Source organism: Streptomyces sp. NPDC059166, assembly GCF_042755185.1.
Lineage (GTDB): Bacteria > Actinomycetota > Actinomycetes > Streptomycetales > Streptomycetaceae > Streptomyces.
In genome coordinates this window covers 171,358-198,071 of sequence record NZ_JBHZCI010000008.1, presented here as the reverse complement: position 1 = coordinate 198,071, position 26,714 = coordinate 171,358, and the positions used below count along the sequence as shown (strand labels likewise).

26 protein-coding genes and 1 pseudogene are annotated in these 26,714 nt (G+C 70.3%); 13 read left to right on the top strand and 14 right to left on the bottom strand.

What is annotated here, in order from left to right; all coding sequences use genetic code 11:
- Nucleotides 1-50: 50 nt before the first annotated feature.
- The 4 genes and pseudogenes from ACFXOA_RS09005 to ACFXOA_RS08990 form a co-directional block, all read right to left on the bottom strand.
- Nucleotides 51-404, bottom strand: coding sequence for a PRC-barrel domain-containing protein (locus ACFXOA_RS09005; RefSeq protein WP_385024178.1), 354 nt, complete (start codon nucleotides 402-404; stop codon nucleotides 51-53).
- A 248-nt stretch (nucleotides 405-652) separates the two neighbouring features.
- On the bottom strand, nucleotides 653-808 hold the full coding sequence (locus tag ACFXOA_RS09000) for a hypothetical protein (protein ID WP_362541483.1): 156 nt from the start codon (nucleotides 806-808) through the stop codon (nucleotides 653-655).
- Between the two features lie 191 nt (nucleotides 809-999).
- Nucleotides 1,000-1,188: pseudogene (locus ACFXOA_RS08995) on the bottom strand (oxidoreductase); the annotation flags it as partial.
- Between the two features lie 61 nt (nucleotides 1,189-1,249).
- Complete coding sequence (locus ACFXOA_RS08990) at nucleotides 1,250-1,855, bottom strand: Uma2 family endonuclease (protein WP_385024176.1); 606 nt, start codon at nucleotides 1,853-1,855, stop codon at nucleotides 1,250-1,252.
- Nucleotides 1,856-2,082: 227 nt separating this feature from the next.
- Here ACFXOA_RS08990 and ACFXOA_RS08985 point away from each other — a divergent pair, with 227 nt between their 5' ends.
- A complete protein-coding gene (locus ACFXOA_RS08985) occupies nucleotides 2,083-3,117 on the top strand; it encodes a hypothetical protein (RefSeq protein ID WP_385024174.1) in 1,035 nt (344 codons plus the stop codon).
- Here ACFXOA_RS08985 and ACFXOA_RS08980 read toward each other — a convergent pair.
- Together ACFXOA_RS08980 and ACFXOA_RS08975 are read right to left on the bottom strand one after the other, a co-directional pair.
- Complete coding sequence (locus ACFXOA_RS08980) at nucleotides 3,089-3,325, bottom strand: hypothetical protein (protein WP_362672936.1); 237 nt, start codon at nucleotides 3,323-3,325, stop codon at nucleotides 3,089-3,091. The genes ACFXOA_RS08985 and ACFXOA_RS08980 overlap by 29 nt on opposite strands.
- Nucleotides 3,315-3,569, bottom strand: a complete 255-nt coding sequence (locus ACFXOA_RS08975; protein ID WP_385024171.1) for a hypothetical protein — start codon at nucleotides 3,567-3,569, stop codon at nucleotides 3,315-3,317. Before ACFXOA_RS08975 ends, ACFXOA_RS08980 begins: the two co-directional genes overlap by 11 nt.
- A 103-nt stretch (nucleotides 3,570-3,672) precedes the next feature.
- Here ACFXOA_RS08975 and ACFXOA_RS08970 point away from each other — a divergent pair, with 103 nt between their 5' ends.
- The 5 genes from ACFXOA_RS08970 (at nucleotide 3,673) to ACFXOA_RS08950 (ending at nucleotide 8,656) form a co-directional block, all read left to right on the top strand.
- Entirely contained in the window at nucleotides 3,673-4,515 is an 843-nt protein-coding gene (locus tag ACFXOA_RS08970) for a Scr1 family TA system antitoxin-like transcriptional regulator (protein WP_385024169.1), read from the top strand.
- Entirely contained in the window at nucleotides 4,496-4,705 is a 210-nt protein-coding gene (locus ACFXOA_RS08965) for a DUF397 domain-containing protein (RefSeq protein WP_385024167.1), read from the top strand. Before ACFXOA_RS08970 ends, ACFXOA_RS08965 begins: the two co-directional genes overlap by 20 nt.
- 42 nt (nucleotides 4,706-4,747) lie before the next feature.
- On the top strand, nucleotides 4,748-5,002 hold the full coding sequence (locus ACFXOA_RS08960; protein ID WP_385024165.1) for a DUF6332 family protein: 255 nt from the start codon (nucleotides 4,748-4,750) through the stop codon (nucleotides 5,000-5,002).
- A gap of 136 nt (nucleotides 5,003-5,138) precedes the next feature.
- Nucleotides 5,139-5,687 (top strand): hypothetical protein, encoded by a 549-nt coding sequence (locus ACFXOA_RS08955; RefSeq protein WP_385024164.1) that lies wholly within the window; start codon nucleotides 5,139-5,141, stop codon nucleotides 5,685-5,687.
- On the top strand, nucleotides 5,687-8,656 hold the full coding sequence (locus tag ACFXOA_RS08950; RefSeq protein WP_385024162.1) for a M48 family metallopeptidase: 2,970 nt from the start codon (nucleotides 5,687-5,689) through the stop codon (nucleotides 8,654-8,656). The genes ACFXOA_RS08955 and ACFXOA_RS08950 overlap by 1 nt, the downstream gene beginning before the upstream one ends.
- Nucleotides 8,657-8,719: 63 nt before the next feature.
- Here the strand turns inward: ACFXOA_RS08950 and ACFXOA_RS08945 are convergent, their stop codons facing one another.
- From ACFXOA_RS08945 to ACFXOA_RS08930, 4 genes are all read right to left on the bottom strand, one after another.
- Complete coding sequence (locus tag ACFXOA_RS08945; protein WP_385024160.1) at nucleotides 8,720-9,565, bottom strand: helix-turn-helix transcriptional regulator; 846 nt, start codon at nucleotides 9,563-9,565, stop codon at nucleotides 8,720-8,722.
- 33 nt (nucleotides 9,566-9,598) lie between these two features.
- Complete coding sequence (locus ACFXOA_RS08940) at nucleotides 9,599-10,354, bottom strand: SDR family NAD(P)-dependent oxidoreductase (protein WP_385024158.1); 756 nt, start codon at nucleotides 10,352-10,354, stop codon at nucleotides 9,599-9,601.
- A gap of 188 nt (nucleotides 10,355-10,542) precedes the next feature.
- Nucleotides 10,543-11,523, bottom strand: coding sequence for a tetratricopeptide repeat protein (locus tag ACFXOA_RS08935; RefSeq protein ID WP_385024156.1), 981 nt, complete (start codon nucleotides 11,521-11,523; stop codon nucleotides 10,543-10,545).
- A gap of 94 nt (nucleotides 11,524-11,617) precedes the next feature.
- Nucleotides 11,618-12,175: a GNAT family N-acetyltransferase gene (locus ACFXOA_RS08930; protein ID WP_385024154.1), complete on the bottom strand. Its 558-nt coding sequence runs from the start codon at nucleotides 12,173-12,175 to the stop codon at nucleotides 11,618-11,620.
- 276 nt (nucleotides 12,176-12,451) lie between these two features.
- On the opposite strand from ACFXOA_RS08930, the gene ACFXOA_RS08925 reads away from it, so the two are divergent.
- From ACFXOA_RS08925 to ACFXOA_RS08915, 3 genes are read left to right on the top strand one after another with little or no spacing between them, the layout of a single operon-like run.
- Nucleotides 12,452-13,393, top strand: coding sequence for a hypothetical protein (locus tag ACFXOA_RS08925; RefSeq protein WP_385024152.1), 942 nt, complete (start codon nucleotides 12,452-12,454; stop codon nucleotides 13,391-13,393).
- Nucleotides 13,394-13,417: 24 nt separating this feature from the next.
- Nucleotides 13,418-13,699: a hypothetical protein gene (locus ACFXOA_RS08920; RefSeq protein ID WP_362541519.1), complete on the top strand. Its 282-nt coding sequence runs from the start codon at nucleotides 13,418-13,420 to the stop codon at nucleotides 13,697-13,699.
- Complete coding sequence (locus ACFXOA_RS08915; protein WP_385024150.1) at nucleotides 13,696-14,088, top strand: DNA-binding protein; 393 nt, start codon at nucleotides 13,696-13,698, stop codon at nucleotides 14,086-14,088. Before ACFXOA_RS08920 ends, ACFXOA_RS08915 begins: the two co-directional genes overlap by 4 nt.
- Before the next feature lie 252 nt (nucleotides 14,089-14,340).
- On the opposite strand, the gene ACFXOA_RS08910 is transcribed toward ACFXOA_RS08915, so the two are convergent.
- Nucleotides 14,341-14,916, bottom strand: coding sequence for a hypothetical protein (locus tag ACFXOA_RS08910; RefSeq protein ID WP_362541525.1), 576 nt, complete (start codon nucleotides 14,914-14,916; stop codon nucleotides 14,341-14,343).
- Nucleotides 14,917-15,309: 393 nt separating this feature from the next.
- On the opposite strand from ACFXOA_RS08910, the gene ACFXOA_RS08905 reads away from it, so the two are divergent.
- The 3 genes from ACFXOA_RS08905 to ACFXOA_RS08895 all read left to right on the top strand — a co-directional run bounded on the left by ACFXOA_RS08905 (nucleotide 15,310) and on the right by ACFXOA_RS08895 (nucleotide 17,363).
- On the top strand, nucleotides 15,310-15,900 hold the full coding sequence (locus tag ACFXOA_RS08905; RefSeq protein WP_385024148.1) for a sigma-70 family RNA polymerase sigma factor: 591 nt from the start codon (nucleotides 15,310-15,312) through the stop codon (nucleotides 15,898-15,900).
- Complete coding sequence (locus ACFXOA_RS08900; protein WP_385024146.1) at nucleotides 15,897-16,745, top strand: anti-sigma factor domain-containing protein; 849 nt, start codon at nucleotides 15,897-15,899, stop codon at nucleotides 16,743-16,745. Before ACFXOA_RS08905 ends, ACFXOA_RS08900 begins: the two co-directional genes overlap by 4 nt.
- A gap of 177 nt (nucleotides 16,746-16,922) precedes the next feature.
- The gene (locus tag ACFXOA_RS08895; protein WP_385024144.1) at nucleotides 16,923-17,363 is read left to right on the top strand and encodes an ATP-binding protein; all 441 of its coding nucleotides are present in this window, start codon (nucleotides 16,923-16,925) and stop codon (nucleotides 17,361-17,363) included.
- 62 nt (nucleotides 17,364-17,425) lie between these two features.
- On the opposite strand, the gene ACFXOA_RS08890 is transcribed toward ACFXOA_RS08895, so the two are convergent.
- Entirely contained in the window at nucleotides 17,426-19,441 is a 2,016-nt protein-coding gene (locus tag ACFXOA_RS08890) for a glycosyl hydrolase family 28-related protein (RefSeq protein ID WP_385024142.1), read from the bottom strand.
- Nucleotides 19,442-19,687: 246 nt separating this feature from the next.
- Here ACFXOA_RS08890 and ACFXOA_RS08885 point away from each other — a divergent pair, with 246 nt between their 5' ends.
- Nucleotides 19,688-20,557 (top strand): GyrI-like domain-containing protein, encoded by an 870-nt coding sequence (locus tag ACFXOA_RS08885; protein WP_385024140.1) that lies wholly within the window; start codon nucleotides 19,688-19,690, stop codon nucleotides 20,555-20,557.
- 181 nt (nucleotides 20,558-20,738) lie between these two features.
- Here ACFXOA_RS08885 and ACFXOA_RS08880 read toward each other — a convergent pair whose 3' ends face one another.
- Nucleotides 20,739-23,333 carry a glycoside hydrolase family 9 protein gene (locus tag ACFXOA_RS08880; RefSeq protein ID WP_385024138.1) on the bottom strand — a complete coding sequence of 865 codons (2,595 nt, stop codon included), beginning with the start codon at nucleotides 23,331-23,333 and terminating at the stop codon, nucleotides 20,739-20,741.
- Nucleotides 23,334-23,660: 327 nt separating this feature from the next.
- Complete coding sequence (locus ACFXOA_RS08875) at nucleotides 23,661-26,477, bottom strand: glycosyl hydrolase (RefSeq protein ID WP_385024136.1); 2,817 nt, start codon at nucleotides 26,475-26,477, stop codon at nucleotides 23,661-23,663.
- Between the last annotated feature and the right edge of the window lie 237 nt (nucleotides 26,478-26,714).

Sequence of the window (26,714 nt, the reverse complement as noted above, 5' to 3'; positions counted from 1 at the left end):
GCCGGAACGCTGGTAGCGTTCCGGCCGCCCGCCGTCCACACGGTGCCGAGTCAGACCCTGCGGTGGCGCCCGTAGTACTCGCCGGTCGTGCGGTGGAAGTCCGCGTCACCGATGTGCTTGTCCTTGTCGAACTCCGGGGAGTCCTTGATCTGCTCCTTCGTCAGGTCGACGTAGACCTTCTTGTCGTCGCCGTCGATCCGGCTGACCGTGCCTGCAGGAAGAAGAACGTGCCTTCCGAAGATCCATATGCCGGTGTCAACCACCAGGTACGCGGAGGTGACGTCGTCGGAATGCTTGTCGACCTTGCCGATGCTGCCGTCCGTCGCCTCGACCTTGTAACCGATCAGGTCGGTCCCGGCGGTGTGACCGACGCTCGGCTGGTAACCCCACAGGTTGTCACTCATGAAAGACTCCTTCGTTCGCATGAAAGGACCGCTGACGTATGTGAGGTGGACTTCGATGGTGCGCACACACCCGTCCGCTCCACTTTCTCAATGGGCGGCCCTTTTCCTCGGTCATCGCGGAAAGCATCACGCCCTGAATCCGAGCACCTATGTCACCCGGCCGGGATTGCTTCTCGACCGATGAGCGGGGGAACCAGGCGCCAGGGCGGCACCTGTCTCGGGCTCTCCAGGGCGGCCAGTTGCCGACTCTAGAAGAAGTGCTTTCGTCCACCGACCGCGCGGCCGGACGCACCCAGGATCCAGAGAATTGCACCCACCAGAATGAGGATGCCGCCGATCGTCGTCAACAGACCCATACCGACAAGCAGGCCGATGATCAGCAGAATCAATCCCAGAATGATCATTTGCAAGCCTCAATCGTCAATCAGACTCGACCGATTGTGCGCGTACAGCCTCACGACGGCCTGAGTTTCCTTTAGTTGGTAGGTCCCAACCAGCTCCGAGTTCCTGACCTCGGCGCGATAGTTCGTGTGCCCGTCGACACGGTGTTCACACACCCCTCATAAACTCCGTTCCGGAGAAGGCTGACTGAGTCAGAGAGGCAAGGGCGCGTGGCGTCGGCAGCACCTCGCCCAGGCGCGGACACGCCCCGAGCTCCAGCAGCGACGAGCGCCAAGGTCGTTTCCAGGCCGAGGCCGGAGTAGCCCCCGGTCACGACGGCGTTCGCGCCGGAGAGATCAAGTCCGGCCGTGACGTCATGGGCGGTACTGGCAGCGGAGAAGGGCTAGCCAAGCGGCTTCCGGGTACTGGTCATGCCGACGAACGGCCGCTGCGCTCCGCACCGCTCAGCCCGGGAAGTCGCCCGTGAGCAGGGTGACGTCGAAGGGCGCGGGCAGCGGCAGCGGCTTCCCGAACGGCACGGCTTCGCTGTGCTTGTACGTGCCGTCCTCGTTCGGCTCCGTGAACAGCGTGGCCACCGCACCGCGGGTGTCGAACCGGTCGATCAGCAGATACATCGGGACTCCGCCACGCGCATAGGCCCGGTATTTCTTCGTCCTGTCCTCGCGGGCGTTTCCCTTGGAGGTGATCTCCACGATCAGCAACGCCTCCGAGGCGTCCAACGGTTCGCTGGTGTCCGGGTCGGCGGACGTGATCAGCTCAGTCGGCATCACGACGAGGTCAGGGACGTACAGCTTGTCGAGCGGGGCGACGTGCACACCAAGCGTCTGGTAGATCTCCAGTTCCTCAGGCAGGCTTGCGTAGAGCGTTCGCTGGACCTTCGCGGCGATTCCGTTGTGGTGCGCATGCGGCGGCGGTACCAAGACGATCTGCCCCTCGTCGATCTCTGCGCGCCACCCCTCGGGCACGTCCAGCTCCTGCCAGGTACGCAGCAGGTAGTCCCACGGGCGGCCTTCCGAGCCCTGGTCCTTCTCGACCATCGCGGCGGTCATCTCGGTCCCTCCTCCTGTGGCCGTACGCGGGGAGCGTAGATCGACTCACCGGCGGCGATCCGCCGGTCCCGCAAGCGTCCCACGATCGTCTGACGCGCGCAGTGACCTATCGGCGAGTCCCGGGCGAGACCCCGCCCGGGAACCGGACGCCGGTCGTCCGTCATCCCACCTTGCGGATGGTGGCGCTTGATCACCGACGACGCCCACGGACCGGAAGGGCAGCACGTATGACGGCCGACCACGGCACCCTCCTGCCGGGCTTGGACCCACACGGACACGGCCGGCACGGGATCGCGGCCACGGCACTCACCGCCCTGCGCCGCGCGGGCCCTCGCCTGTACGGGGTGTCCGCTCGCGTCACCGCTTCGACCGCACTGGGCGGCCTGCTGGTCACCGCCGCGGGCTTCCTGGCCGCCTGGCCCACGTTCACCGAGATACGCGAGGGCGCGGTGCAGGCTCACCTGGACGAGGACTCCTACGCGCCCGACGGAAGCCGTGTCCACACCCTGTGGGTCATCCTGCTCGTCTGCCTTCCGGTGCTGATCGCGCTGCTGCACGCGGGATGCGCCGCCGTACAGACGGCCTGCGCCCGTGCGACGGCTGAACAGGGAGGCAACTCAGCACGCGGGCGGTCCCGCTTCCGTCCGGTGCTGGGTACGTACGCACTCCGCGGGGCACTCGTGTGGACCCCGCTCGTGGTCGGCGTCCTGGTGCAGGAGTACTTCACCACCACGACGTTCAGGGAGTACACCGCCATCGTCCCCAAGTGGGAGTACCCCCACCTCTTCCCCCTGCTGCGATACGGTCCGCCCCTGCTGGGCCTGGCTCTGACGCTGCTGCTCCGGTTCGGCTGGGCCCTGGCCCCCACCGTCGCCGCGACGGAAGCGCTCGGCCACTGGGCCGCGCTGCGCCGCTCCTGGACGCTGACGTGGAGCCGGGCCACCGCCTGGCTCCGGGCCCTGGCCGTCACCCTGCCTCTCGGCGGGCTGACCGTCGGCCTGTACGTCCTACTGTGGTCCGCCGCCCGGCCCGCACGCTCCGGTACGGCATCGCTCTTCCTTGAGTGGGGCCCGGACAACACCTACGCCGCCTACGTCGCCGGAGTCCTGGCCCCGATCGCCGTCGCCCTGCTGCTCACCGGCGCCTTGGTGCTGCCGCCGGCCCACATCGTGTCGGCGGCGCTCCACCAGCGGCTCACCCGGGCCGAACGGCCGCCGGGTGCGGGCACGACGGTCAGGACGGCAGCCGCCCCTCGCGGTTGATCTCCGTCACCCGCGCCCGGAGCACCAACCCGGGTGGGGCCGGTCTGACGAAGTCCGGCGGGCAGTCCCACTCGGCTCCCCCGCCCGGCGGGCGTAGCTGTACGTACGGCCCGACCCGGCCCATCACGCGGCCGACCCGCCCGTCACGCGCGTCCACCGCGAACGTCCCGGGCTCCGGCGTACACGGCTCCAGACCCTCAACTGTCATGGCCGGCCGCTTCTTCCAGCGCCGCACTCAGCCGGAGCGCCGTCTCCAGCGAGCAGCGGCCGAGGTCGACGAGCGGGGTCGGCTCGTCTCCCGCGCAGGACGCCAGGTCGATCCGGAGCGACGGCAGTTTCACGCCGACACCCGCGAGCCCGGTCCGCAGCCGTGCCACCGCGTCCTCCGCAGCACGGACTTTGCCCGCTGCATCCTTGCGCCGTTCCGTAGCCGTCATCATGATCTTCCCCATTTCCACGCTGAGTAGTGGCTATGCCTACTCAGCGTGGCCAATTCGCGGCTACCGTGGAAGAGGCGCAGTTCCAACACCCGCAGATGTGTCATAGGGAGTCGCCTTGCCCGGACCCAAGAAGCTCGACCCCTCCTCCTCCCCACGCGCCCTGCTCGGCGCGGAACTGCGGCACCGCAGAGAGGCGGCGGGCCTGTCGCAGGAGGACCTGGGGGCGCCGTTGTTCGTGAGCGGATCGTTCATCGGCCAACTGGAGTCCGGCACCCGGCGCATGCAGTCGGACCAAGCGGAGAAGCTGGACGAGGTGCTGGGCGCGGGCGGGTTCTTCGTACGGAACTGCGCTGCCGTGAGCAAGTCCAAGTACCCGGACCACTTCGCGGAGGCGGCGGAGGCGGAACGCCAGGCGACCACCATCAAGGAGTACGCACCGCTGCTGATCCCGGGGCTGCTCCAGACGGAGGCGTACGCGCGGGCGGTTTTCCGGGCGTATCAGCCCACGGCCACGGAGGATGTGATCGACGAGCTCGTGGCGGCGAGGCTGGAGCGGGGACAACTGCTCGCCGATCCAACAACCCCGCTGTTCTGGGCAGTCCTGGACGAGGCCGCCCTCCGTCGTCTCGCGGGGGGCCTCAGGGTGATGGCCGAGGCACTTCGGCACATCGAGCATCTGGCCAGACGGCACCGCGTCATCGTGCAGGTCCTGCCGTTCTCCGCCGGTGCCCACATGGCGCTCGAAGGGCCTCTCAAGCTGATGTCCTTCGCGGACGCCCCTCCGCTCGCCTACCTCCAGGGCCTGGGAACGGGCCAGTTGCGGGACGATCCGGCTCCGGTCAGGCAGCACGAACTGACCTACGATCTTGTCGCGGCCAGCGCCCTGTCACCCGAGGCGTCCCTGGCTCTGATCGCATCGGCGGCGGAGGATTACGACCATGAAGATCAGCATCTCTGACTACGACCTGTCGAGGGCATCCTGGTACAAGTCCTCGTACAGCGGCGGCAGCGGGGGCGACTGCCTCGAAGTAGCCGACGGCCTCCCAGACGTGGTCCCTGTCCGGGACTCCAAGGTGACAGACGGCCCGGTGCTGGCGTTCCGTACCGGCGCGTGGGAAGCGTTCGTCGCGGGGGTCAAGCTCGGCTGACCAACCGCCAGACACCGCCGCAGAGGCAGGAGACTTACGGGCATGGACCAAGGGCGTGAGTCGCGGTGGGAGAAGGACGCGATGACGGTGGAGATCGTCTTCGCCCTGGTGACCGCCGGCGCGCTCGCCCTCGCGGTCTTCGCTCCCGTCCTGGTGTTCACACTCGCCTTCCAGCTCCCCGACACCGCCCGACGGGGAGTGCTGGCGGGAGGCGCGGCACTCGGAGCGGTGGCAGGACTGTGGCGCCTGGTGCGGGTGCTGCTCCGCTTCGACGCCCAGCGCCGCCAAGGGCACTGAGGCGCCCTCCCGGATCCCTGTCCGTCGGGCGCTCACGCAGAGCACTCTTTGGCTCTGAATCTACTGTCACACCGCCAACCTCGCGTGCCACAGTGAGGCCCCGCTCCGTGTGGATCAGGAGAGGCAAGGGGGAAGCGTGGAATCCAGAAGCGACGAGCGCGATGACGTTCAATCCCGTCCTGTGCGCGATCTGGTGCGTTCGGTCGTGGCAGCCGTATCCCCAGCGGAGTTGCCGCTGATCGAAGGGCTCTGCCGCTTCGATGACGCCACTGTGGTCAGGCGCCTGCGCCACGGGGGCGGTCGCCGCGAGCCACTGGGCTTCGGCATCGGTGAGGTTGCGGCGTTGGCGACCCCCGTGGTGTGGCTGGTGCTCGACGGGGTCGCTCAGCAGTTCGCGACGACGACGGCAGCCAACATCTCGACCAGGCTGAGTGGCATGGCGCGACGGCTCTCTCGGCGACCTGCTCCGATCACGACGGTCCCGGCACTGACTCGCGAGCAGATGATCCAGGTCCGGGCGCAGGTGCTGGCCACAGCCCAACAGCGCGGGCTCCCCGCCGAACGGGCGGAGGAAATTGCTGACGCCGTGGTGGCCCGCCTGGTGTTGTCCGACTCATCGGTCACACCCGCACCGGAACCCCCGGCTGATCCGGAGACCGGGGGCTCGATCGCCGGGCAGGACTGATGTCGGCCGGACTCGACCCGGATCGACGACTCCGGATCGACGAGAGGGTCCTCGACGCGGGGACAGGACCGAGATTCGCCACCCTGCTGCTGCTGATGCTGACCGCGAGCGGCGCCATGATCCTCGAGGTGTACAAGGTTCTGGCCGAGGGGGACGACATCGGTTGTTCCCTCGCCGCAGGCGTGGACCCCGATGACGGCAAATCATGGAACATGATGCGCAGCCTCAGCGGCCAGGCGACGGCCTTTCGGTCGTGTATGGCCACTTGGGCGCCCCCGCCTCCCTGGTGGCAGATCGCTTGCTGGCCACTGCTGGTGGTGGTCACAGCCGGTGTGCTGTTCGCAGTGGTTCCACGATGGCGGGCGCGGCGCAGCCGTGTCGTCCCGTTGGAGTCGGTCGATCCGGATGGCACGCTACTCGCCCGGCTCGGCGAGCTGTGCGCGAAGGCCGACGGGACTCGACCGCCCCGGGTGGTGGTCGACCCGGCCGCCTCCTCGGTCAGCGCGGTGGTGTTCGGCCGTACTCGGCGACCCGTCATCTGCCTTCACGGCGGTCTGCTCGCCATCCATCGAAGCGATCAGCAACGCTTCCAGGCTGTGCTGCTCCACGAACTCGCCCACATCGCCAACCGCGACGTGACTCTGACCTACCTCACGGTCGCCCTGTGGCGCGCCTTCCTCGCTCTCGTGCTCCTGCCCTACACGATCTGCCTGGGCTACGTGCTGTACGGGGTGGTCGCGGACAACGAAGTGCCCCGACTGGACCGGGCAACAACTCTGGTCTTCGTCATGGTTCTGCTCCTGTATCTCAGCCGCTCCGAGATCCTGCGGAGCCGGGAGATATACGCCGACCTCACCGCTGTGCGCTGGGGCGCGGACCGACGGGGCTGGTCCGTCACCGTCGCACCGCCTCGTGGCCCGGTCCGCAACGCTGTGGACTCCTTCCTGGAACTGTGGCGCACACATCCGCGTTGGGGTCTGCGGCAGGGAGCCCTCACCGATCCGGCGCCGCTCTTCCGCAGCCCGGCCCTGCCGCTCTTCCTCATCGGCACTGTGCCTGTCATGGCCGTGCCCCAGGTGACCCAGCAGATCGCTTCGTACCAATCAAACTTCACCTCCAATCTGATGACGCTCCTGGTCGTCGTTCCCGGCGCCCTGGCAGCCGGCGTGCTCACCGTCACGCTGTGGCGGGCGGTGGTGTACGCCCTCCTGACACGCTCACGAGTGCCCTCCGGAGCGTGGGCCGGGTGCTGGCTCGGGGCAGGCATGTCAGCGGGCCTGGTGCTGAGCGGCTTCGGAGCGGGCTGGTCCTGGTCCTGGCTACCGGCCCGTCCCTGGGTCCTGCTCGTTCCCGTGATGGCGGGCTCCGCCTTCGGATGGTGGATCACGCAGTGTGCCCGCCTGTGGAGCAGCGCCTCCCGCGGCCGGACTCTTCGTCCCGCGCTCGTGATGTGTACGGCTGTGTCCTCGCTCGTCATGGTGGCGTGGCTGACTTGGTGGATGCTCGCCGGAGCCGGACATCTGAACGGATACGACATCAGCGCGCAGGTCGTCGCGCGCAACGTACTGCAGTGGCTTCCCTCCGCGGCACCGACCGGCGACCTGAGCGAAGTGCCCGGCATCGCGACGGTAATGCCGCAACTGGACTACATCGCGACGACACCGATGTGCTCCCTGGTGATCACCCTTTTATGGGTCTTTCCGTTACTCGCGTTGGCGAGAGGCCGGTCGCCGGAAAACCCTGGCTGGGAGCCGACACGTGCGGCGCTCGCGGATGACCCCGTGCCGCCACTGCGCACGGTCCTGCGCCCGGGACTGATCGGTGGGGCGCTGGCGTGCTTGGCTGTCGTAGGCGTCCAGGCCTACGTGCACTCCGGGCAGCCTGTGCCGGAGGCCCGTGGAGGCCTCTACGCCCTGCGGTACGCGGTCCTCCTCATGGTGGCGGTGTGCCTGCCGGCGACCGTGACGGCCGTGGTCGCGAGCGCGGTGGACCGCCGCTACCGCCTGCTCGGCGGACTGATAGCGGGACAGGTAGCGGCGTTTCTCGGGCTCATGGCAATGGCCCTGCTCGGGTCCGTGGACGGTTGTGTCGCGCCTCTCGGCGTCCTGTCGGACTCATGTGCCTGGCGCCCGGCATGGTGGCGGCCGCTGTTTCCGTTCACGTTCATCCTGAACAACACTCTGGTCATCACAGCGCTGACCTCGCTGATCACGGCACTGGTTGTCGGCACTGTCCGCTGTCGGCGGGTGCAGGACACAGGTGCCGTCGGTCAGCCTGACCTTGCAGGCCATCGAACTGCCCGCATCTGCGCCGTGGTTCTGCTTTGTGCCACTGCGGTCATAGCCACGGGTGCGGACGGAGCCTTCAGGAGCTACCAGCTCGGCCTCACTACCAATACCAGCACCACCCAACTGAACCTGGTCCAGAAGTGGGGTGTCCCAGACCCGCCGCGGTCGGAGTTCACCCGGCTCCGGCAGATCCGCGCCTGGTACCGCCTCGGCGGCGACGATCTCATCGACGCGGCGTTCTGGTACGACCGCCAACTGACCACCGCACTCCGGTCGGCGGTGGAGGAGGAAGACAGATGGGGCACGATGTACCGGCAGCTTCCGTCAGTCTGCGGCGACTGGGAGATTGCCGCCTACTTCGAGCTCATCTGGTTCCGCATGCCCGCCGACACCCGCCTGCGGACCGACTGGCACCAAGTGGTCACCTGGGCGGACCTGGGAAGCCGACGCTGCGCGCAAGCGCGTGAAAGCCGCGACAACAGAGTTCTGCTGGAGGCCCTGCGCAACCTCAGAGCGGCTACTCGCTGCGCCGCGTCCGTCAACGCCCGGATCGACAAGCTTTCCCGCGAGGGCGGCTATCGGGGCACCTCACGTCCAGGCGCGACCGGCCCTTCAGCCGTCTGCGACCACAGTGGCAAGGACCCGACTCCGGCGAACACCTTCCGTCCGAGACTCTGGTGACCAAGGCCCCGCACTCACCGGCCCAGGCAGAGGGCAGAGCTCCGTCCGCCGACGCCGGCCCCCTCACGTCCCCGCGGCCCGTGCACCCAGCACCGGCAGCAGGCGGAGTTTGTCGTCGTCCTCGGAACCCGGGGTTGCCGTGTAGACCAGCAGGGCCTGGTACTGCTCCGGGTCGAGCAGCACCTGGCACTGGAGGTTGAGGACGCCGAGCTCCGGATGGCGGATGCGCTTGGGTTCCACGCGCGGGGCGCCGATCTCGTGGGTGCTCCAGAGGGCGGCGAACTCCTCGCTGCGTTCCTGGAGCAGGTCCGCCAGCTCCTCCGCCCGGCCTCCCCCGCCCTGCCGGGAGTAGGCGGCGCGCAGTTCCGAGGCGAAGAACCGGCTGTGCAGCGGATGGTCCTCCTCGGGGTAGAGGAGCCGGGCCTCGGGATCGGTGAACCAGCGGTGGATCAGGCTGCGTTCGGGTCCGGTGTACCGCGTCTGGTCACCGAGCAGGGCGGTGGCGACCGGGGTCTGCATCAGGGTCTCCGCCACATCGCTGATGACCTGTGCCGGGGTGTCGTTCAGCCGCCCGAGGATGCGCATCAGGCCGGGGGTGATGTGGTCCGAACGCAGGGCGCCGGGGCGGGAGGGTGTGTTGTGCCCGGCGATGCGGAAGAGGTGGTCGCGTTCGGCGAGGGTGAGGTGCATGCCGCGCGCGATGGCGGCGAGCATCGGCTCCGAGGGCTGCGGGCCCCGCTGCTGTTCGAGCCGGCTGTAGTAGTCGGTGGACATCCCGCTGAGCATGGCCGCCTCCTCCCGGCGCAGGCCGCGGGTACGGCGGCGCGGTCCGCGCGGGAGGCCCACGTCCTCCGGTTGCAGGGCCTCCCGGCGGGTGCGCAGGAAGTCCGCGAGCTGTGCTCGGTCCACGGTTCCGCTCTCCCTCACAGATGTACGTACACGTCAGAGCATCATTCCGCCGGACGCCTCGATGCGCTGCCCGGTGACCCAGCTGGTGCCCTCGGCGAGGAGTGCGGCCGCGGCGGAGCCGATGTCGTCCGGCTCCCCGGGGCGGCCCATGGCGGTGACGCCGGTGAGCATGGTGCGCATCTCCTCGTTGTCGCGGACACCGCCGCCGCCGAAGTCGGTGCCGGTGGCGCCCGGGGCGATCGCGTTCACCGCGATCCCGCGCGGGCCGAGTTCCTTGGCAAGGTAGCGGGTCATGACCTCCACCGCGCCCTTGGCCGCCGCGTACGCCGAGGTGGGGGCGGCGATGAAGCGGGTCAGGCCGGTGGAGACGTTGAGGATGCGGCCGCCGTCCACGATCAGCGGCAGGAGCGCCTGGGTGAGGAAGTAGACGCCCCTGACGTGGACGTTCATCAGCCCGTCGAACTGCTCCTCGGTGGTCTCCGCGAACGGCGCGTACACCCCGTGCCCGGCGTTGTTGACGAGCGCGTCGAAGTCCTCCCGGCCCCAGTTCTCCTTGAGGGCGGTACGCAGCTCCGCCACGAAGGCGGGGAACGCGGAGGTGTCCCCGGTGTCCAGGCGCAGCGCGACTGCCGTGCGGCCGAGCTTGCCGATCTCGGCGACTACGGCCTCCGCCTCTTCGGCGTGCGAGCGGTAGGTGAGGACGACGTCCGTGCCGGCCTCGGCGAGGTGGATCGCGGTGCTGCGGCCGAGCCCTCGGTTGGCGCCGGTGACAAGTGCGATGCGGGTCATGTCGTACTCCCTGACTGTCGTGGTGGTCCGGCGGAACCCTGGTGGTCCCGCGTGGCCTCACCTACGACGGTGCCCCAGGCCGGGAGGCGGATGAAGGCAGCACTCATCCAGGGATCGCGGATCCCCCCTTACGGGCGCACGTGCCCTGAGCCGGTGCTGAATCAGCACCCACCGGCGGGGCCGCGCGCTCACTTCCCGCGAAGGCCCCGAGCGCGGGTGACGAGCCCTTCGGGCAGCCCGGGTCCCGCGCACGCGTAACCGATCAGCAGGTCCCGGTAGGCCGGGTTCGTCAGCTCGGGTGCGACGGCGATCAGTGCCACGAGGTCGTCGGGCGAGCCGGACAGTCGCGTTCGGTACGCGGCGCCGGCCGCCCGCAGGGAGAGTTCGGCCGGTTCGTGCTCCAGCCCTCGTTCCGCCAGGCTTACGGCCGCCGCGAAATCGCCCTGCTCAGCCCGTACGTCCGCCAGGTCCAGGTGGACGGACCAGTTGCCGGGGTCCAGGGCCAGGGCGCGTCCGTAGGCTGCCGCCGCCTGGTCCAGGTCGCCCGTCTCCCGCCAGGTGGCGGCTCGGGCGACCGCCGTCCACATGACCTCTTCGACGGCATCGGCGCGGTCGCAGAGGACGAAGGCCAGATCGTGGCGTCCGCACGCCCGGGGCAGCCGGGCCATGGCCGCCAGCGACTCGGGAGCCGGATCCCGCTGGGACACCCGGTCGATGGCGTGGAACCAGGGATCGAAGCGCGCACGCATGTCATCGGTGTCCAGCCGACGGCCGTGGTCCAGGACCCGCAGGCACGCCTCGGCCAGTGCCGCCGCGCTCACCCCGTCGAGGAAGCGCCCGTCACCGAACCAGGGGGCCGCGCCCCAGGCCACACCGGGCCGTACACCGGCGACCGAACCGAGGGCCATCGCCGCGTTGTCCATGTCCCCGTCGAGGAAGAAGAAATAGGCCTGGGCCAGGACCGCGCTGAGCGAGCCGTCCGCAGGCAGGCTCTCCCGCAGCTCGGGACGGTCCTTCCGCAACTCGGCAAGAGCGACGTACGGTTCCGGCGCCGCCGGCTCGGAGGCCACCGCCCCGACCAGGGCCTTCACCGCGGCGACCGGGTCTCCGCCGCAGTGCGCCAGTACGGCAGCGAGACCGACTCCGGCCGCCACCTGCTCATTCGACATCGTCAGAGAATAGCCATGGCCAACGGATCGGGTTCCGTGAGCGTCCCGTTCGGCCTGAGCACGCACCGCCGCACCTGTGCCGCAGAACCTTCCGTCAGACCCCTGCCGCCTTCCTGAAGAGCACGTTCGGCCGCAGCGGGCCCTCGGGGGCGGTCGGGTCGTCGAAGTCGCCTGCGGGGTCCCGGGTCATGCCGATGCGGCGCATCACCGCCTGGGAGCGGTGGTTGGTCGCCGTGGTGACCGCGAGGATCTCCGGCAGTCCGAGGGTGTCGAAGCCGAAGGCGAGTACGGCGCGCGCGGCCTCGGTGGCGTAACCGTGGCCCCAGGCGGGCCGGGCGAGGCGCCAGCCGATCTCCACGCCGGTGAAGGGGAGGCCGTCCTCGATGTCGTCCAGGCCCGCGAAGCCGATGAACTCGCCCGTGGCGCGCACCTCGACCGCCCACCAGCCGTAGCCCCGCCGGGCGAAGTCGGCCCGAAAGCGCGCCACGGAGGCGTCGCTCTGCTCGCGGGTGAGCACGTCGCCCAGGTGCTCGCGGACGGCGGGGTCGGCGTTCATGGCGGCCCAGGGGGCGAGGTCGGAGTCCCGCCACGGGCGCAGGGCCAGGCGCTCTGTGGTCAGGGCGGGGTGTTGGTAGGCACGGGGTTCGGTCATGCCGCCAGCCAACGCGAACCGCCCCACCCGGACAACTCGTTTCCCGACCACCCGAAGCTCAAGTCCTCAGCTCCGAGCGCTCTTTCAGAGGATTGGAAGGAGGGTCCTTTTCCCGCCCACCCACCCTCCCCGACCTGGAAAGGGTGACTTTTCGTGAGCGACTTGCCACGCATCGTGGCGACGCTCTAGCGTGCGGATCAACAGACAGAACGACCCCCGTCGGTGCGCCAACACCGGACAGGGGTCTGATCACCCAGCACGGAATAGGCGAACTGAATGACTGCCACGCAGTTTAGTGCGGCCCCCCACACCTCCACGGTCGCCCCGCACCCCATGGCGAACCCCGGTTACGGCAAGCGCTCCGCCGTGGACCAGAGCCCGCGCGGCGAGCGCGACTTCTCCCACCTTCCGCCCCGCGAAGCAGCCGTCGCCGCGTACATCGACCGGCTGCCCGACGGCTCCGACATCTCCGTGAAGACGCTGGCCAAGGTCCTCCCCTACGGCCAGTGCGCCCTGCGGACGGCACTCAACAGGCTCCAGGCGGCCGGGCATCTGCGCCGGGGACGCGAGTGCGTCACCACCGACCAGTTGATGGTCTGGGTGACGCGTACGTTCTTCTCCCGGACCGCGCGGGACGACGACTGGTGGGCCGCCTTCGTCCGGGGCGACGCACCGCGCGAGACGGCGCCGCAGCGACCGACCCGGTCGCGGGCCTACGCCCTGCTGGCCGCCCTGGGGCGCAAGGCACCGTCGCTGAGCCTGTCGGCCGCCGAGTGCGAGAGCCTGGAGCCGCAGGTCACCGAGTGGTTCGAGCGGGGTGCCACGGAGGCAGAGGTGACGCACGCCCTGACGGAAGGGCTGCCCGTGCCGGTGCATCGCGCCTCCGCCCTGGTCCGCAGGCGCCTCGCCGACAAGCTGCCGCCGTACCGGCCCACCCCCGAGCGGCCTTCGGCCTTGCTGACCCTGGAGTGCGGCGAGTGCCGCGCACCCGGCAGCCCGGAAGCACTGGCGGGCGGGCTCTGCTCCCGGTGCCGTGGCGAGGCGGCACCAGTGTCCGCCGGGCCGCCGGACGCGGTGCCCACCGAGGACGTACGCGCGCGCATCGCCGAGATCAGGGCGGGCGTCGTGCCACGGTACGAGCGCACCGCGCGGGCGCGGCGGAAGCCGGATGCCGAAACCCGAGGCGCCGTCCGCCCCCTCGGAACGCCAGCAAGTTAATAGGTCATGTACTACACTTTCCCCATGGATACGCCCCGCCCCGGCAAGACCCGAGTCACCAGCGTCTCCCTGCGCGCCGAGACCCTGGAGGCGATCCGCGTACGAGCCGGCAAGCAAGGCGTCTCGTCCTACATCGAGGAGGCCGTACAGCGGCAGCTCCAGCGCGAGGCCATCGATGAGTACATCGCCGCCGCTGAAGCGGAGCACGGCCCTGTCGATCCTGCCGAGGTGTCGGCCAAGGCCGAGCGCATCCGCGCCCACCACGCTGCCCACCGCGGCGACTCCCCTCCGGCGGACGCCGCATGAGCGGGACTCTCCTTCTTGACAGCGAGGCCCTCTCCAAGCTCTCCCGCCGGCACCACGACATGACCGTGTGGCTGGACGTCGCCCGCAGCCTGGACCTGCTCGTCGTGACGAGCGCGGCCACGCTGGTGGAGGCACGCGATCCGAAGGTGCCGCAGGCGGCTTTCGACCATGCCGTTTCCCTGACCAAGGTGCGCCCCGTCACGGAGGAGAGCGCGCGTGCGGCGAGCAGACTGCTCGCAGCCGAAAGTCTGCACGGCCACAAGTACGCCATTGATGCGATGCTCGCAGCCACGGCTCATACGGAGCACGGTGACGTCACTGTCCTCACGAGCGACACCGATGACCTGCGCCGACTGTGCCACCCTCGCATCGCCGTCGAGCCGATCTGAGTGTCCGCGTCGGGTAGCCCTGTACCTGCCGCTTTTCCGCAGGTCAACGCGTGATGCGCGAAAAGGGCTCGACCGAGTTCTTCTTCGAGACGGCCCTCAGCCCGCTCGCCTGCCACGGCTCACTTCCTGCTGCTCTACGCCGGAGAATGCCGCTGCCCGCTGTAACTGCCTGCCGCCGTGCGCCGTCCCGGCACCGCACCACGGGACGGCGCACCCGCTCGGGCCCGTGGGGCGAGGCCCGGGCGAACGGAGTTACGGGCGCTGGGCCTTCCAGTCGGCGACGTCGGAGGAGCGGTTGGAGTAGGCGTTGGTGCACACGTCGTACTTCCCGCCTGCGGGGCCGTGGCCGTTGGTCTCCAGGAAGCCGCCGTTGTCGGCGTAGAGGTTCCACAGGTGGATGACGTCCCCGGGGCGGATGTTCCCGTCGGCGGGCGTGGACGTCCGGGCGGTGATGCGCCAGCGGCCGGTGCCGGAACCGGGTGCCCGGTCCTGGTCCTTGGACGTGGAGACGTTGTACCGGGCGCCCGCGTTCCTCTGGTCAGGGGTGGCGTGGCCGTTGGTGTCGAGGTAGCCGCCGTCGCCGCCGTAGAGGTTGCGCAGCTGGATCACGTCACCGCTGACGACCGGGGTGCCCGCGGCCTTGCCGGTCGGCGAGAGGATCTCCCAGGTCCCGGTGCCCTCGCCTCGGGTGGGTGACTCGGCGGTGGACACGGCGTACTTGCCGCCGGAGTCGCTGCTGTGCCCGTTGGTGTCGAGGTAGCCGCCCTTCCAGTCCGCGTAGCCGTTCTGCAGGTGGATCTTGTCGCCGTACTTCAGCTCGTTCGCCACGGTCACTCCCGTTTTCGGTCGTTCGACGGCATGCGAGTGCCCCTGTTCCCCCAGAACCTACTGGTCAGGGCGCCGCCACTGGTGATCATGGAGAGGTCGGGGCGCGCCGCGCCAGGGGTGCGGACCGGGCTCCATCCGATCGAGGGAGCCGAGGGTGGCGGGTTTGACCCGGTGCTCAACTACTCGGTCCGAGGGGCTCCGGAAGGTTCGCGCCCCGCCGCTCCCCTACTCCCCGGTAGCGACCGGTTCGGGTGCGCACAGCAGGCCGGAGCCGTGGTCGGGTGCCATATTCGGCGTGTGGCCGTCCTCATGCGGCCGCACGACTCGTATGCCGCACACCGTGCCGGGACCGCAGCCCCGCGCCAGCACGCCGACCCGACAGCGAGGCCCCGGGTGCATTCCAACGATCGCGGCAGGGACGTCCGGCAGGACGCGGCGGGCCCCGAACTGGACCGGCTCATGGTCTCGGCCGCCGGCGGAGACCGGGAGGCCTTCGCCGAGGTGTACGACGCGACCGCGGGCCCCGTCATGGGGCTCGTACGCCGCATCCTGCGGGACCCCGCACAGTCCGAGGAGGTCACCCAGGAGGTGCTGCTGGAGGTGTGGCGCACCTCCGGCCGGTTCCGGCCCGAGCGCGGGAGCGCGATGACCTGGATCATGACCCTCGCGCACCGCAGGGCCGTCGACCGGGTGCGCTCCGCGCAGGCGAGCCAGGACCGGGAGCACAGGGCGGCGACGCTCAGCGAGGACACCCCGTTCGACGAGGTCGCCGAACAGGTCGAGACCCGCATGGAGTGGCAGCGGGTCCGGCGCTGCGTGCGAGGGCTCACCGATATCCAGCGCGAGACCGTCGTCCTCGCCTACTACGGCGGACACACCTACAAGGAGATCGCCCAGTCCCTGTCCCTGCCGCTGGGCACGGTGAAGACCCGCCTGCGGGACGGACTGATCCGGCTCCGCCGCTGCCTGGGAGGCACAGCGTGAACGCCGCCGACCCGCACGAGTCCTCTGCTGCCTACGTGCTGCACGCGCTGCCCGAGGAGGAGCGCCGGACCTTCGAGGAACACCTCGCCGGGTGCGAGCAGTGCCAGGAGGAGGTGGCCGAGCTGCGGGCGACGACGGCGCTGCTGGGCCGGGCGACGGCCGAGCCGCCGCCGGGCGCCCTGCGGGACCGGGTCCTGAGCCAGGTGGCCGCCACCCCCCAGGAGACCCGTCCGCGTGCGGAGGCTCCCGGACCGCGCGCCGGGGAACCCGGCTCGGACACGAGGACGAAGGCCCGCAGGCGCGGAACGGCCCGGACGCTGCGCCTGGCGCTCGCCGCGTCGGTGGCCGTCGCCCTGGTCTGCCTGGGCCTCGCCGGTTGGCAGTGGCAGGAGGCCTCGGACGCCAAGGACCACGCGAGCCAGGTGGAGGCGCGCGCCGATAGAGCCGAGGAGCACGTCCGCCAGGTGGAGGCGGACGCGAGCCGGGCCGAGTCCCAGCAGCAGAACGTGACGAAGGTGCTCACCGCTCCCGACGTCCGGCTGCAGACCCAGACCCTCAGCGACGGTGCCACGGCCTCCGTCACCTTCTCCCGGAGCGAGGACTCGGCCACCCTCGCGGTGTCCGGCCTCCCGGCGCTCCCGGCCGGACGGACCTACGCGGCGTGGTTCATGGAAGACGGCACCCCCGTACCGGCCGGGCTGCTCAGCGGTGACCCGGAGAGCCGGGTGACCCTGCTCAAAGGCACTCTGGACAACGCCTCGGCGGTGGCCCTGTCGGTCGAGCCGGCCGGGGGGTCCCCGCAGCCCACGACCACGCCCCTGGGCGCGGTCCCGCTGCCTGCCTGAACCTGTCGCACAGGGCCCGCACAGGGCCAAATCGCCGCGGATTTGACCAAACTTTTCCTCCGGCGTCTCCGAATCCCATGTGAAAGGCCGCTCGGACCATCGGAACCGGCGCTCGCGACCGGAACGGCGTCCGGCGGACACACGAAGCAGGCAAGCCACCCTCCTCGGGACCGCGCCATGACCACCCTGACCGCTCCGCAGCCCGCAGCCACTCCGACCCCGTCGTCCCTAACGGCCGGCACGCTCACGATTCCCCTGCCGTCCGGGCCCGAAGCACCCGCGCACGCCCGCCGTGCGGCGCTCGGCTTCCTCCACTGGTCATGGCCCTCCCTCACCCAGGACCGCTGCGACGACTTCCTGCTGATCGTCTCCGAGCTGGTCACCAACGCCGTCCGGCACGCATCCGGCCCGAACACGCTCACCCTGACGACCACCGCCGAGGCCTTGGACATCGCGGTCACCGACGGTTCGCGCACCGAGCCCGCCCCCCGGACACCGGACCTGAGCGACGGCACGGGAGGGATGGGCCTGCACATCGCCGAGGACCTGGGCGCCCGGATCTTCATCGAGCCCCTGTCGGCGGGGAAGTGCGTGCACGCGGCCTTCTGCCGGGCCTGAGCGCGCGCCCGCACGCACCGCGCCCGCGTACGGAAGTCCGTACGCGGGCGCGTATCCATGGGTCACCAGGCCCCAGGTGCCGGCGGGGCGACCACCGGCGGCCGGTCGTCGCAGGTGATCGTGTTCGGCAGCAGCCACGGCGCCAGCCAGTCGCCCGTCGTGCCGCCTCCGTCGTTGGAGCCGAGGTCGGTCAGGGAGAACTCCGATCCGGCGGGGGTGAAGTTGAAGGAACCGCAGTTGTTGACGCCCACGGCCCCGACGTTCCGCGCGTCCACGTTCTCGAAGGTCGCCGAGCCCGCCGCCCGCGCGCTCACCACCGAGGTGCCCGTGCCGTCGACTCGGATGTCCTCGAAGCGCACGCCCTGGATCTTGTAGGTGTCCTTCACCGGCCAGTCGGTGACCAGCATGATCGCGTTGTAGGTGTTGTCGAGGAAGTGATCGCCGGTGACCCGGATGTCGGCGTCGATGTCGCGGTCCAGGGCGAAGAACCAGACGGCCCCGAGGCCGATCTTCCAGTTCAGTTCGTAGGTCCCGGCCCTGACCGTCGTGTTGTCGGTGAGGTCGAGCCTGCCCCGGAAGGGCTCCGCGCCGAAGCGGGCGCCGACGTGCAGGGCGCTGCCCTCCCGGACGGGGTCCGCGACCAGGTTGCCCGACACCGTGTTGTCCGTACCGCCGTAGATCGCGATGCCGTTGGCGAGGACCGGGCTCTGCACGGTGTTGCGGGCGAAGGTGTTGCCGGCGTTGGCCCGCTTCTCCGACCACATCGCCAGACCGTCGTCACCGGAGTTGCGGACGAAGGTGTGCGAGACCTGCGAACCGGTGACCCCGCCATGGAAGTTGATGGCGTCGGCGATCTGGTCGACGATGACGTTGCCCTTGATCCTGAGGTTCGACATCGGGCCGTCGAACCACATGCCGACCTTGGTGTGCCGTATGTGCAGGCCCTCGATCGAGGAGTCGCTCATCGCCCCGCCGATGCCGTTGACCTGGTCGGTGTCGATGCGCTCCCGTACGTCGCCCTCGATGGCGAAGCCGGACAGATGGACGTCGTGGCTGCCGCCGTCGGCCGCGTCCTTGCCGTAGAAGCCGACCCCGGTGTGCACGGAGCCGTCGGCGGCCGGGGCGGGGAGCGCGACCTGCTCGCCCTTGAACTTCGTGTACCAGCTGCCCGCGCCCCTGATCGTCACGTCGTCCACGACGATGTGCCGGTTGACCTGGTAGGTGCCCGGCGGGACGTACACCGGCAGGTTCTTGCGCTTGGCGAAGGCGATCGCCCGGTCCATCGCGTCGGCCGAGTCCCGGCGCCCCGTCGGATCGGCCCCGAAGAGCAGGGCGTTCGCCGCCCGGAGCTCGACATGCGGCAGGCCCACGAGCTCGGAGTCGAGGACGTCGATCACCGTCCACGCGGCCCGGCTCCCGGCCGGGACGGTCAGCCGTACCTTGTCACCCGCGCGGTATCTCTTGCCCAGCAGCAGGCGCTGTTCGTCGTAGAAGTGGCTCGGCCGGAAGGGCTTCGTGATCTCCGGGGCGGGCGTCGTCTCGCTGGGCACGCAGGAGCACTCGGTGATCCACCAGCCGGGCTGGAGCAGCCCGGCCTGCGGGTCGTTGGTGAACGGGTACTGGTTGTAGAGCCAGGAGTACTGCGAGGTCAGCGTCATCGTCGAACGCTTCTTGCCGTTGACGGCCACATCCAGCGGGGCGGTGATCCCGCCGCCTCCGGGAGCGTCCGGGATGCTGTAGCGCACGGTGATCGCGTTCGCCGCCTCGGGAAGGGTGAACTCGACGTGCTCCCCGGGCTTCAGACTCACCGCCGTACGTCCCGACGCCTCGGCGGGCAGCGTGTACGCGGTGCGGTCGGGGCCGATGACCGTCCCGTTCGTCGCGGCGTTCTCCGCCTCCTGCTCGGCGAAGGACACATCGGCCCCCCGCCCGGCCACCAGCGCGGGATCGAGCCCCGCGCGCGTCACCTTCGGTGCGGACGGCTTCCCCTCCGCACCCTGTGCCGCGGGCGCGCCGGTCAGCGCCCCCAGTCCGACTACGGCGGCCGTCAGCGCGGCGACCGTGATGTGACGTGACATCGCATGCCCGTTTCTCTCGGAGGTGAGGCGACGGTAGGGCGCGCGGAATCACCACCACAAGAGGCGTGCGAGTAGTTTTCTTCACCTTGATGGATTGATGCAAAAAACAGTCATTCTTTTGCGTAGACGCATCGTGATCCCGAGCGAGGGCGCGGACCGGCCTCACGCGCATGATCCGATCGGACCGCAGCGATCGGGTGCGGCCGGGGTCCCGGCCGCCAGGCTCGGAGTCGAAAGGGAGGCCCCATGATCTCGGCACTCAACCAGCTCGTGGACCACGTCGAGCGGCACCTCGACGAGGAACTCGACGTCGCGCGCCTGGCCACGGCGCTCGGGACCACCGAGTACCACCTGCGCCGGATGTTCTCGTCGCTGGCCGGTATGCCGCTGTCGGAGTACGTGCGGCGACGCCGCATGACCGTCGCCGCCGGACACGTCGTCCGGGGCGAGGGGGATCTGCTGGGGATCGCCGTCCGGCACGGATACGGCTCGACCGAGGCGTTCGGCCGCGCCTTCCGCGCCGTCCACGGCGCAGGGCCCGGCGAAGTCCGCCGGGACGGGGGCCCCTTGAGAACACAACCGCAGCTCAGGTTCCGCCTGACCGTCGAAGGGAGTACCCCCATGGAGACCCGCCTCGTCGACCGCGCCGCACTCCGGCTGGTCGGACACGCGACCCGCGTCCCACTCATCCACGAGGGCGTCAACCCGCACATCCAGGAGCACATCGCGTCGCTGCCGGTGGAGGAACACCAGCGGCTGAAGGCGCTCGGCGACACCGAACCGCAGGGGCTGCTCCAGGTCTGCGACGACCTGGACCCCGACAGCCGGGAGGGCACCGAACTGACCTACCTGCACGGGGTCGCCCTCGGCCCGGACACACCGGCTCCGGACGACCTCGACGCCATCGAGGTACCCGCCGGGATGTGGGCGGTCTTCCGCACGAGCGGGCCCCATCCGGAGAGCCTTCAGACGACCTGGGCGGCGACCGCGACCGACTGGTTCCCCTCCAACCCGTGGCGGCTGCGTCCGGGACCCTCGGTCGTCGCGATCCTCGAACGCGCGGCGGACTTCTCCACCGCGACCTGCGAACTGTGGCTGCCCGTCGAACCGGCGTGACGCCCGCACACACAGCGGGACGGCGAAACCCGCGTGACGCGCCCGCACACACAGCGGGACGGCCGAACCGGCGTGACGCGCCCGCACAGCGGAGTGCCGGCGGCGGCGAGGGCACGACACCCTCACCACCGCCGGCACCCGGTGCGCCCGGCCCGACGGGCGCACGTTCCTTCCCGGCGGATCAGCCCGAGGCGCAGGCCCGCCCGTTGAGCTTGAAGGCGGACGGGTCGGGCGCCGGGCTCCTGGCCGAGGTGTTGAACCCGAAGTCGACCGCCTTGCCCGGGGCCAGGGTCCGGTTCCAGGACAGCGGCGACGCCGCGACCGTACGGCCCGACTGCGTGAACTGCGCGCTCCAGGTGTGGCTGAGCTTCTGCTCACCCTTGAGCAGCCAGGTCAGCGACCACGGGGTGACCGCTTCCGTGCCGGTGTTCTGCACCCGGACCGTCACCGTCGAGCCGCTGTTCCACGGGTGCGAGGAGTAGCTGACCTTGCAGGTCCGGGCCGGTGCGACCGTCCCGCCGTCGCCCGCGTCGTCCAGGTAGGAGGCGATGAAGGCGAGCGGGGCGTTCCAGTTGATGGTGATCTCGTTGGTCGACCAGGAACCGATGTCGTCGATGTAGCACATCGCCGGGGCGCAGCCCGTCAGCTTCTCGGCGGCCACCGGGTCACCGGAGGCGATGGCGGTGAGGTTCGGGCCTCCCGCGATCGATCCACGCGCCGGGTTCGGCAGCGAGGGGTCGTTCTGGTGCGCCCAGAAGCGGTGGTGCTGGTTGTGGGAGTTCCGCTCGCCGTAGCCGGTGACGTACGACTGGTTGAGGGGATTGCGGCCGAGCAGGTAGTCGGCCCCCCGCAGCACGGCGTCCTGGTAGACCGCCTTCCCGGTCAGGTCGTGGGCCGTGGCCAGGACCACCATGTTGTTGAGCACCGTGCTGTTGGAACCCCAGACGTAGTCCTCACCCGCGGGGGCGTAGGGCACGCCGTACGCCCCCGCGCGGGACTGGGCCGCGTAGCGGTCGGCGCCCGCGGTCACGGTGTCCCGCACGCCGGCGAGCTGGGCCGCGGTCAGGCCGTTGGGCACGGTGGCCAGGGTGAGCGCGCCGAGTCCGGCGGTCGAACCCCAGGAGATGCCGCCGTTGGCGGAGAAGACCGCGTCGACGTCGTCGTGCAGCTCGGAGGAGAGCACCGCCTGGCGGTAGGTGTCCTCGCCGGTCGTGGTGAACAGCTCGGCGGCCGCCCAGTAGAACTCGTCCCGGACGTCGTTGTCGCTGTACGCGCCGCCGCCGGTGCCGTCGTTCGGGTCGGCGAGCACGTCCGGGTGCGCCTTCGCCGCAGCCCATGCGGTCTCCGCGGCCTTGAGGCAGCGGTCGGCGAAGGCCTTGTCGAAGGGCTCGTAGAGGCGCGCGCACTGGGCGGCGGTCGCGGCGAGGTTCAGCGTCGCCGCCGTGGACGGCGGGTGCAGCTCGCGCTGCTGGGGGTCCAGGTGCGGCTTCGTCGGGAGCCCGGTCCACTCGGCGTCGTGCATCTTGTGGTGCACCATGCCCGCGAGCGGCTCACCGGCCGGGACCTGCATCTTGATGAGGAAGTCCATCTCCCAGCGCGCCTCGTCCAGGATGTCCGGCACCCCGTTGTCTCGCTCGGGCACGCGCAGTTCCCCGTCACCGAGCTGCGCCGACTCCGCGTCCGGGGCGGTCAGCGTGCGCTCGTAGGTGGACATCAGCTGCGCCACCGAGATGCCGCCGTTGACGACGTACTTGCCGTGGTCGCCCGCGTCGTACCAGCCGCCCGACACGTCCAGCCGGTAGTCGCAGACACCGGGCTGGCAGGGCACGTCCGTGTCGCCCTTGTTGGGCGCGACACCGATGTGGCCGGCCGGGCGCGCGTACTCCTCGCCCACGAGGTCCGCGTCGATCTCGATGCCGCTGCGGTTGTGGTAGAAGTACGCCAGCGCGTCCGAGCGCAGGCCGTCGTAGAGGTCTCCGCGGATCGAGAACGGCTCGCTCACCTCGCCGTCGACCTCGACGGTGTAACCGTCGCCGGTGGCGGTGAGGCCGCTGAAGTCGAAGGTGTGGACCTTCTGGCGTGAGGTGGGGTCCTCGCCCTGCGGCTCGGTGGTGCCGGTCGCGGCCGTCGAACCGTCCGCCGCCTTCACCGTCCAGGTCAGCGGCGCGTCCGCGTCGGTGACCACGGTTCCGCTCTTGGTCCCGCCGGGCAGATAGCCGACCTGGTTGACGCGGACCGGGGAGCCGGTGTCGGGGACGTACACCGGGGGTTCGGCGCCGCCGCGCAGCGACACGTCGTCCAGGCAGAAGGTCGCCGCGCTCTCGCCGCCGCCGATCTGCAGCTGCACCGAGGCGGCGGGCTGGTCCACGGATGCCGTGAACGTACGGGACACCTCGGTGGTCTCCGTGCCCACGGGGTCGGCGGTGGCGAGGACCGTCGTGTACGGCTCCGTCGCCTGCTGGACCCGGGTCTGCACGGTCAGCGGGACGGTCGAACTGGCCTTGTAGGAGAGCTCGTAGCTCTCCCCCGCCACGATCGGGACGTCGTTCTGCCCGATGATGACGTCCCAGGCGTTGGCCGTCCCGGCGGGCACCTCGGCGCACAGCCGGCCGTCCGACACCGCCGGGGACAGATTCGCCGTCGCCCACCAGGGGGCCACACCGGCGGCGAAGTCGCCGTTGGTGATCTGCTCGGGTCCTGGCTCTGCGTCCTCGGCCGCCAGGGCCGTGCCGGGCATCGCCAGCGCTGCCGCGCACAGCAAGGCGGCGGCTGACATCGCGAACACGCGTCGCCCGTGCCGGGGGCGCGGCCGCGCGGGCCGTGCGGAAAGTGGTGAGGCGGTCACCGGGAAGACCTTTCGTCGGCGGAGACAGGTCGGGGAAGGGGAGGGCAGCAGACCGGAGCACCCACCCCATGGGAGCGCTCCCAGAGATTGTGCGGGCGGAACGCGTGTTCCGCCAGGGTCATGACAGAGAAACCAGGGGCGGGTGGTGCGGACCGCGCGTGCGGCCCACGGGGCGGACCGGGCCGGCCGGGGTGTCGACCCCGGCCGGGGCGGACCGGGCCGGCCGGGGTGTCGAACCCGGCCGGCCCGGCAGTTCCGCTACGCGAACGGGATCTTCAGGACCGCCGCGTCCGTGCCCGTCTGCACCTGGGTCGTGCCGCTGCCCAGGGCGTTCCAGATCTCCAGACGGACCGTGCCGCCGCGGAGGTTGCCCAGGCTTCCGGTCACCGCCTTGGCGCCCACCGCCTGGGTGTACTCCTCCCACCCCGCGACCGGGTCGGTCGCGAAGTAGCGGAAGGTCTCCGTGCGGTCGAAGGTGCCGTCGCCTGTGAGGTCGTAACTGACCCTGACCTGCGGGGCGAGGCCCACCTTGGTGCCCGCGTCGACCCTGAGGCGGAAGGTGGTGGAGGCGCCCGACGCGTAGGTGCCGTCGACCTTCTTGATCTCGTAGACCGTCGGCCGGTACGGGGTGCCGTCACGGTTGACCCCGTCGGCCGAGGCGATGGTGTCGGCTCCCGCCGCACCGTCCGTGGCCGTGGTGAGGGTGCCGCCGGTCTTCAGCCGGAAGGTGTTGCCGGTGGACGGGCCCGGCTCCTCCGGATCGGGGTCGGGGTCGCCCCCGCCTGTGCCCGTGCCGGTGGCCGTGGAACGGGCCGGCACCGACAGGGTCGCGCCGTCGGAGAAGGTGACGGTACGAGCGGTCGATCCGTGGTTGTGGGCGGCGTACGTGCGGACGCCGCCCTTCGTGAAGACCGCGGACGTCGGGATGTCCCCGCTGACGCTCATGTCGGGCGCGCCCAGGCTGTCGAGCGTCGTGATCCAGTGGTAGGTGTGCGCCTTGGACTCGCCCGCCTCGGGTGCGTAACCGGCGTTCCCCGCATCCCACTTGGACTTCGCGGCGGCCGGGTCGGCCAGCGACTGGAACTCCCACAGGATGTCGCGCCACTCCACGGCGGGACCGCCGTTCTCCCGCTCCATCTCGGCGATGTTCCGCGTGACCGCGGCCTTCTTGCGGGCCAGGTGCAGCGAACCACCCGTGACGGGCAGGACGTTGATGCCGTGGATCTCCTCCGGGTTCGCGGTCCACCAGGTGGAGTACGCGCCGCCGCTGCCCCACACCATGCCGACGGTGTCATGGGTGAAGGAGCCCGGGAAGACCTGCTGGTCGGCGTCGAACCAGTACTGGCTGATCGCCTCGGACTCGGTGGTCAGCAGATAGCTGCCGAGGTCGCGCAGCCCCGTGTCGCCCGTCGCCGCACCCCACAGGACGAGTCCCGCGCTGAGGTTGATCGACTCCGACGACGACTCCTGGTTGTTGCCCGCCGCGAAGCCCTGGTGACCGGAGGCCCAGCTGTGCCCGGCGTACACGTCGAAGCCGCGCAGGAACGGGTACGCCGTGTCGGTGCGGCTGGGGTTGGCGGTGTCCCGCACCAGGGTCTTCACCATGGTGCCCCAGGCCGAGTCGGCGGCCCACGCCTGGTCGTACTGGGCGACGATCGCCGCCGCGTACACGTAGTAGCTGTAGTGGAAGTGGTGGTCGTTCAGCTCGGTGTCGCTGCCGTAGGAGGCCGGGTAGCCGGTGAGCGTCTTCCAGTTCTTGTCGTAGCTGAACTCGGACGCACCGCCCGCGGTGAACCACTCCTGGAGACGGCCCTTCATCAGGCCGAGCAGCTTGTCCCGGATACCGGTCTGTCCGATCTGGTCGGCCACGGGCACCAGCTGCGCGAGCTTGCCGAGCGCCTTGCCGGTCCAGTAGGTGTCGCTCGCCCCGGAGAACGGGTCGGAGGCGTTCGCCACCTCGTTCAGGTATCCGGTCAGCCGCGCCTTGTCGACCCCGCTCGACGCGGGCAGGGCGGGCAGGACGCCCTGGTTCATCTGACTGGTGGAGAAGGAAGCGGACTCCCGGACCTTCATGGTGCCGCGCGGGGAGACGTAGGTGTACGAGGTGAGCGCGTCGGAGGTGTGCAGCCACTGGTGGCGGTACAGCGCCTGGAGGGTGCCGCGTTCGGTGCCCTCCTTGGCCTCCGTGGTCAGGCTGTACGTCGCCTTGACGGTGCCGCCCGTGGACTGCCAGGTCACCTTGGAGCCGGTGACGAAGCTGAAGGCGTACTTCCGGTAGGTCGCGAGGGCGTCGGTGGACGGCAGCACGGCGAGCGAGAAGTAGTCCTTGCCGCCGAGCCCGGCGGTGATCGCGGTGCCGGAGACGTTCCAGTCGGTGCCCGTCGGGGCGAAGAGCGCGTAGTGGTGGCCGGCGACCGTGATGCCGAGGACGTTGCCGTTGTCGGCGAAGACGGTGGGGGTGGAGGCGGTGGTGACGCGGGCGTCGCCGCCGGAGCCCTTGGCGTAGACGAAGGGCATGCCGTGCCCGATCGTCGTACGCAGGGTGCGGGTGCCGTCCGACCAGTAGGGGGTGACCGTCCAGTCGGACCAGTCGTCGGCCTTGGTGTCCGGGGAGTTGAGACCGCTGAGGCCGAGGGTGAGATCGGCCTTGTGCGCGTACTCGTACTGGCGGCCCTCCCCGACGATCGCCGGTGCCGTGGGGTAGCCGACCTCCAGTCCGCCCGAGGTCGCCTGGTAGGTCAGCGGGTGCCCGTACATCGGGGTGGAGTACGGGTTGTCGCCGTAGCGCTGGAAGGCGAGGGAGGACCACCAGTCGTTGGTCGGGACCGGCTTGTCCTTCGCGGCCGCCGTGACCTTGGGCGTCACGGGGGCGCCGGTGTTGGTGGTGGGTCCGGACGTGCCGGCGGGGCGGCTGTCGGTGTAACTGCCGGAACCTGCGGGGATGGTGGCGGCCGCCGCCGGGGATGCGGCAGGGCCCAGGCCGACGGCGGCCAGCGCTATGGCGAGGACCGTCGCCGCTGCCGGTCTGGAGAGGGAGGGATGCATGGGCAGCACCTCGTCGTGGGGGAGAGCCATTCTTGAGAGCGCTCTCAGATGCGAGGAAGGTAAAACTTCTGAAACCCCGGGTCAATAGAACTGACACAGAAGGGAGTTGGGTGTAACTGACAGTCGCCGAGCCTTCGAGACTTGTCGGAAAACGGGGCGGGCCGCCTCCCCCGGCCTCAGATCGTGGCGGGACCCGGCCCCGGGACCCGGGACCCGGCAATCCGGCGATCCGGGCCGGGGCGGGGCAGGTGGCCCCCGTGCGGCGGC

Bases quoted from the DNA above. Each gene is read 5' to 3' on its own strand.
- ACFXOA_RS09005 (WP_385024178.1), bottom strand. From the start codon at position 404: ATGAGTGACAACCTGTGGGGTTACCAGCCGAGCGTCGGTCACACCGCC.
- ACFXOA_RS09000 (WP_362541483.1), bottom strand. From the start codon at position 808: ATGATCATTCTGGGATTGATTCTGCTGATCATCGGCCTGCTTGTCGGT.
- ACFXOA_RS08990 (WP_385024176.1), bottom strand. From the start codon at position 1,855: ATGACCGCCGCGATGGTCGAGAAGGACCAGGGCTCGGAAGGCCGCCCG.
- ACFXOA_RS08985 (WP_385024174.1), top strand. From the start codon at position 2,083: ATGACGGCCGACCACGGCACCCTCCTGCCGGGCTTGGACCCACACGGA.
- ACFXOA_RS08980 (WP_362672936.1), bottom strand. From the start codon at position 3,325: ATGACAGTTGAGGGTCTGGAGCCGTGTACGCCGGAGCCCGGGACGTTC.
- ACFXOA_RS08975 (WP_385024171.1), bottom strand. From the start codon at position 3,569: ATGGGGAAGATCATGATGACGGCTACGGAACGGCGCAAGGATGCAGCG.
- ACFXOA_RS08965 (WP_385024167.1), top strand. From the start codon at position 4,496: ATGAAGATCAGCATCTCTGACTACGACCTGTCGAGGGCATCCTGGTAC.
- ACFXOA_RS08960 (WP_385024165.1), top strand. From the start codon at position 4,748: ATGGACCAAGGGCGTGAGTCGCGGTGGGAGAAGGACGCGATGACGGTG.
- ACFXOA_RS08950 (WP_385024162.1), top strand. From the start codon at position 5,687: ATGTCGGCCGGACTCGACCCGGATCGACGACTCCGGATCGACGAGAGG.
- ACFXOA_RS08940 (WP_385024158.1), bottom strand. From the start codon at position 10,354: ATGACCCGCATCGCACTTGTCACCGGCGCCAACCGAGGGCTCGGCCGC.
- ACFXOA_RS08935 (WP_385024156.1), bottom strand. From the start codon at position 11,523: ATGTCGAATGAGCAGGTGGCGGCCGGAGTCGGTCTCGCTGCCGTACTG.
- ACFXOA_RS08930 (WP_385024154.1), bottom strand. From the start codon at position 12,175: ATGACCGAACCCCGTGCCTACCAACACCCCGCCCTGACCACAGAGCGC.
- ACFXOA_RS08925 (WP_385024152.1), top strand. From the start codon at position 12,452: ATGACTGCCACGCAGTTTAGTGCGGCCCCCCACACCTCCACGGTCGCC.
- ACFXOA_RS08920 (WP_362541519.1), top strand. From the start codon at position 13,418: ATGGATACGCCCCGCCCCGGCAAGACCCGAGTCACCAGCGTCTCCCTG.
- ACFXOA_RS08915 (WP_385024150.1), top strand. From the start codon at position 13,696: ATGAGCGGGACTCTCCTTCTTGACAGCGAGGCCCTCTCCAAGCTCTCC.
- ACFXOA_RS08895 (WP_385024144.1), top strand. From the start codon at position 16,923: ATGACCACCCTGACCGCTCCGCAGCCCGCAGCCACTCCGACCCCGTCG.
- ACFXOA_RS08890 (WP_385024142.1), bottom strand. From the start codon at position 19,441: ATGTCACGTCACATCACGGTCGCCGCGCTGACGGCCGCCGTAGTCGGA.
- ACFXOA_RS08885 (WP_385024140.1), top strand. From the start codon at position 19,688: ATGATCTCGGCACTCAACCAGCTCGTGGACCACGTCGAGCGGCACCTC.
- ACFXOA_RS08880 (WP_385024138.1), bottom strand. From the start codon at position 23,333: ATGTCAGCCGCCGCCTTGCTGTGCGCGGCAGCGCTGGCGATGCCCGGC.
- ACFXOA_RS08875 (WP_385024136.1), bottom strand. From the start codon at position 26,477: ATGGCTCTCCCCCACGACGAGGTGCTGCCCATGCATCCCTCCCTCTCC.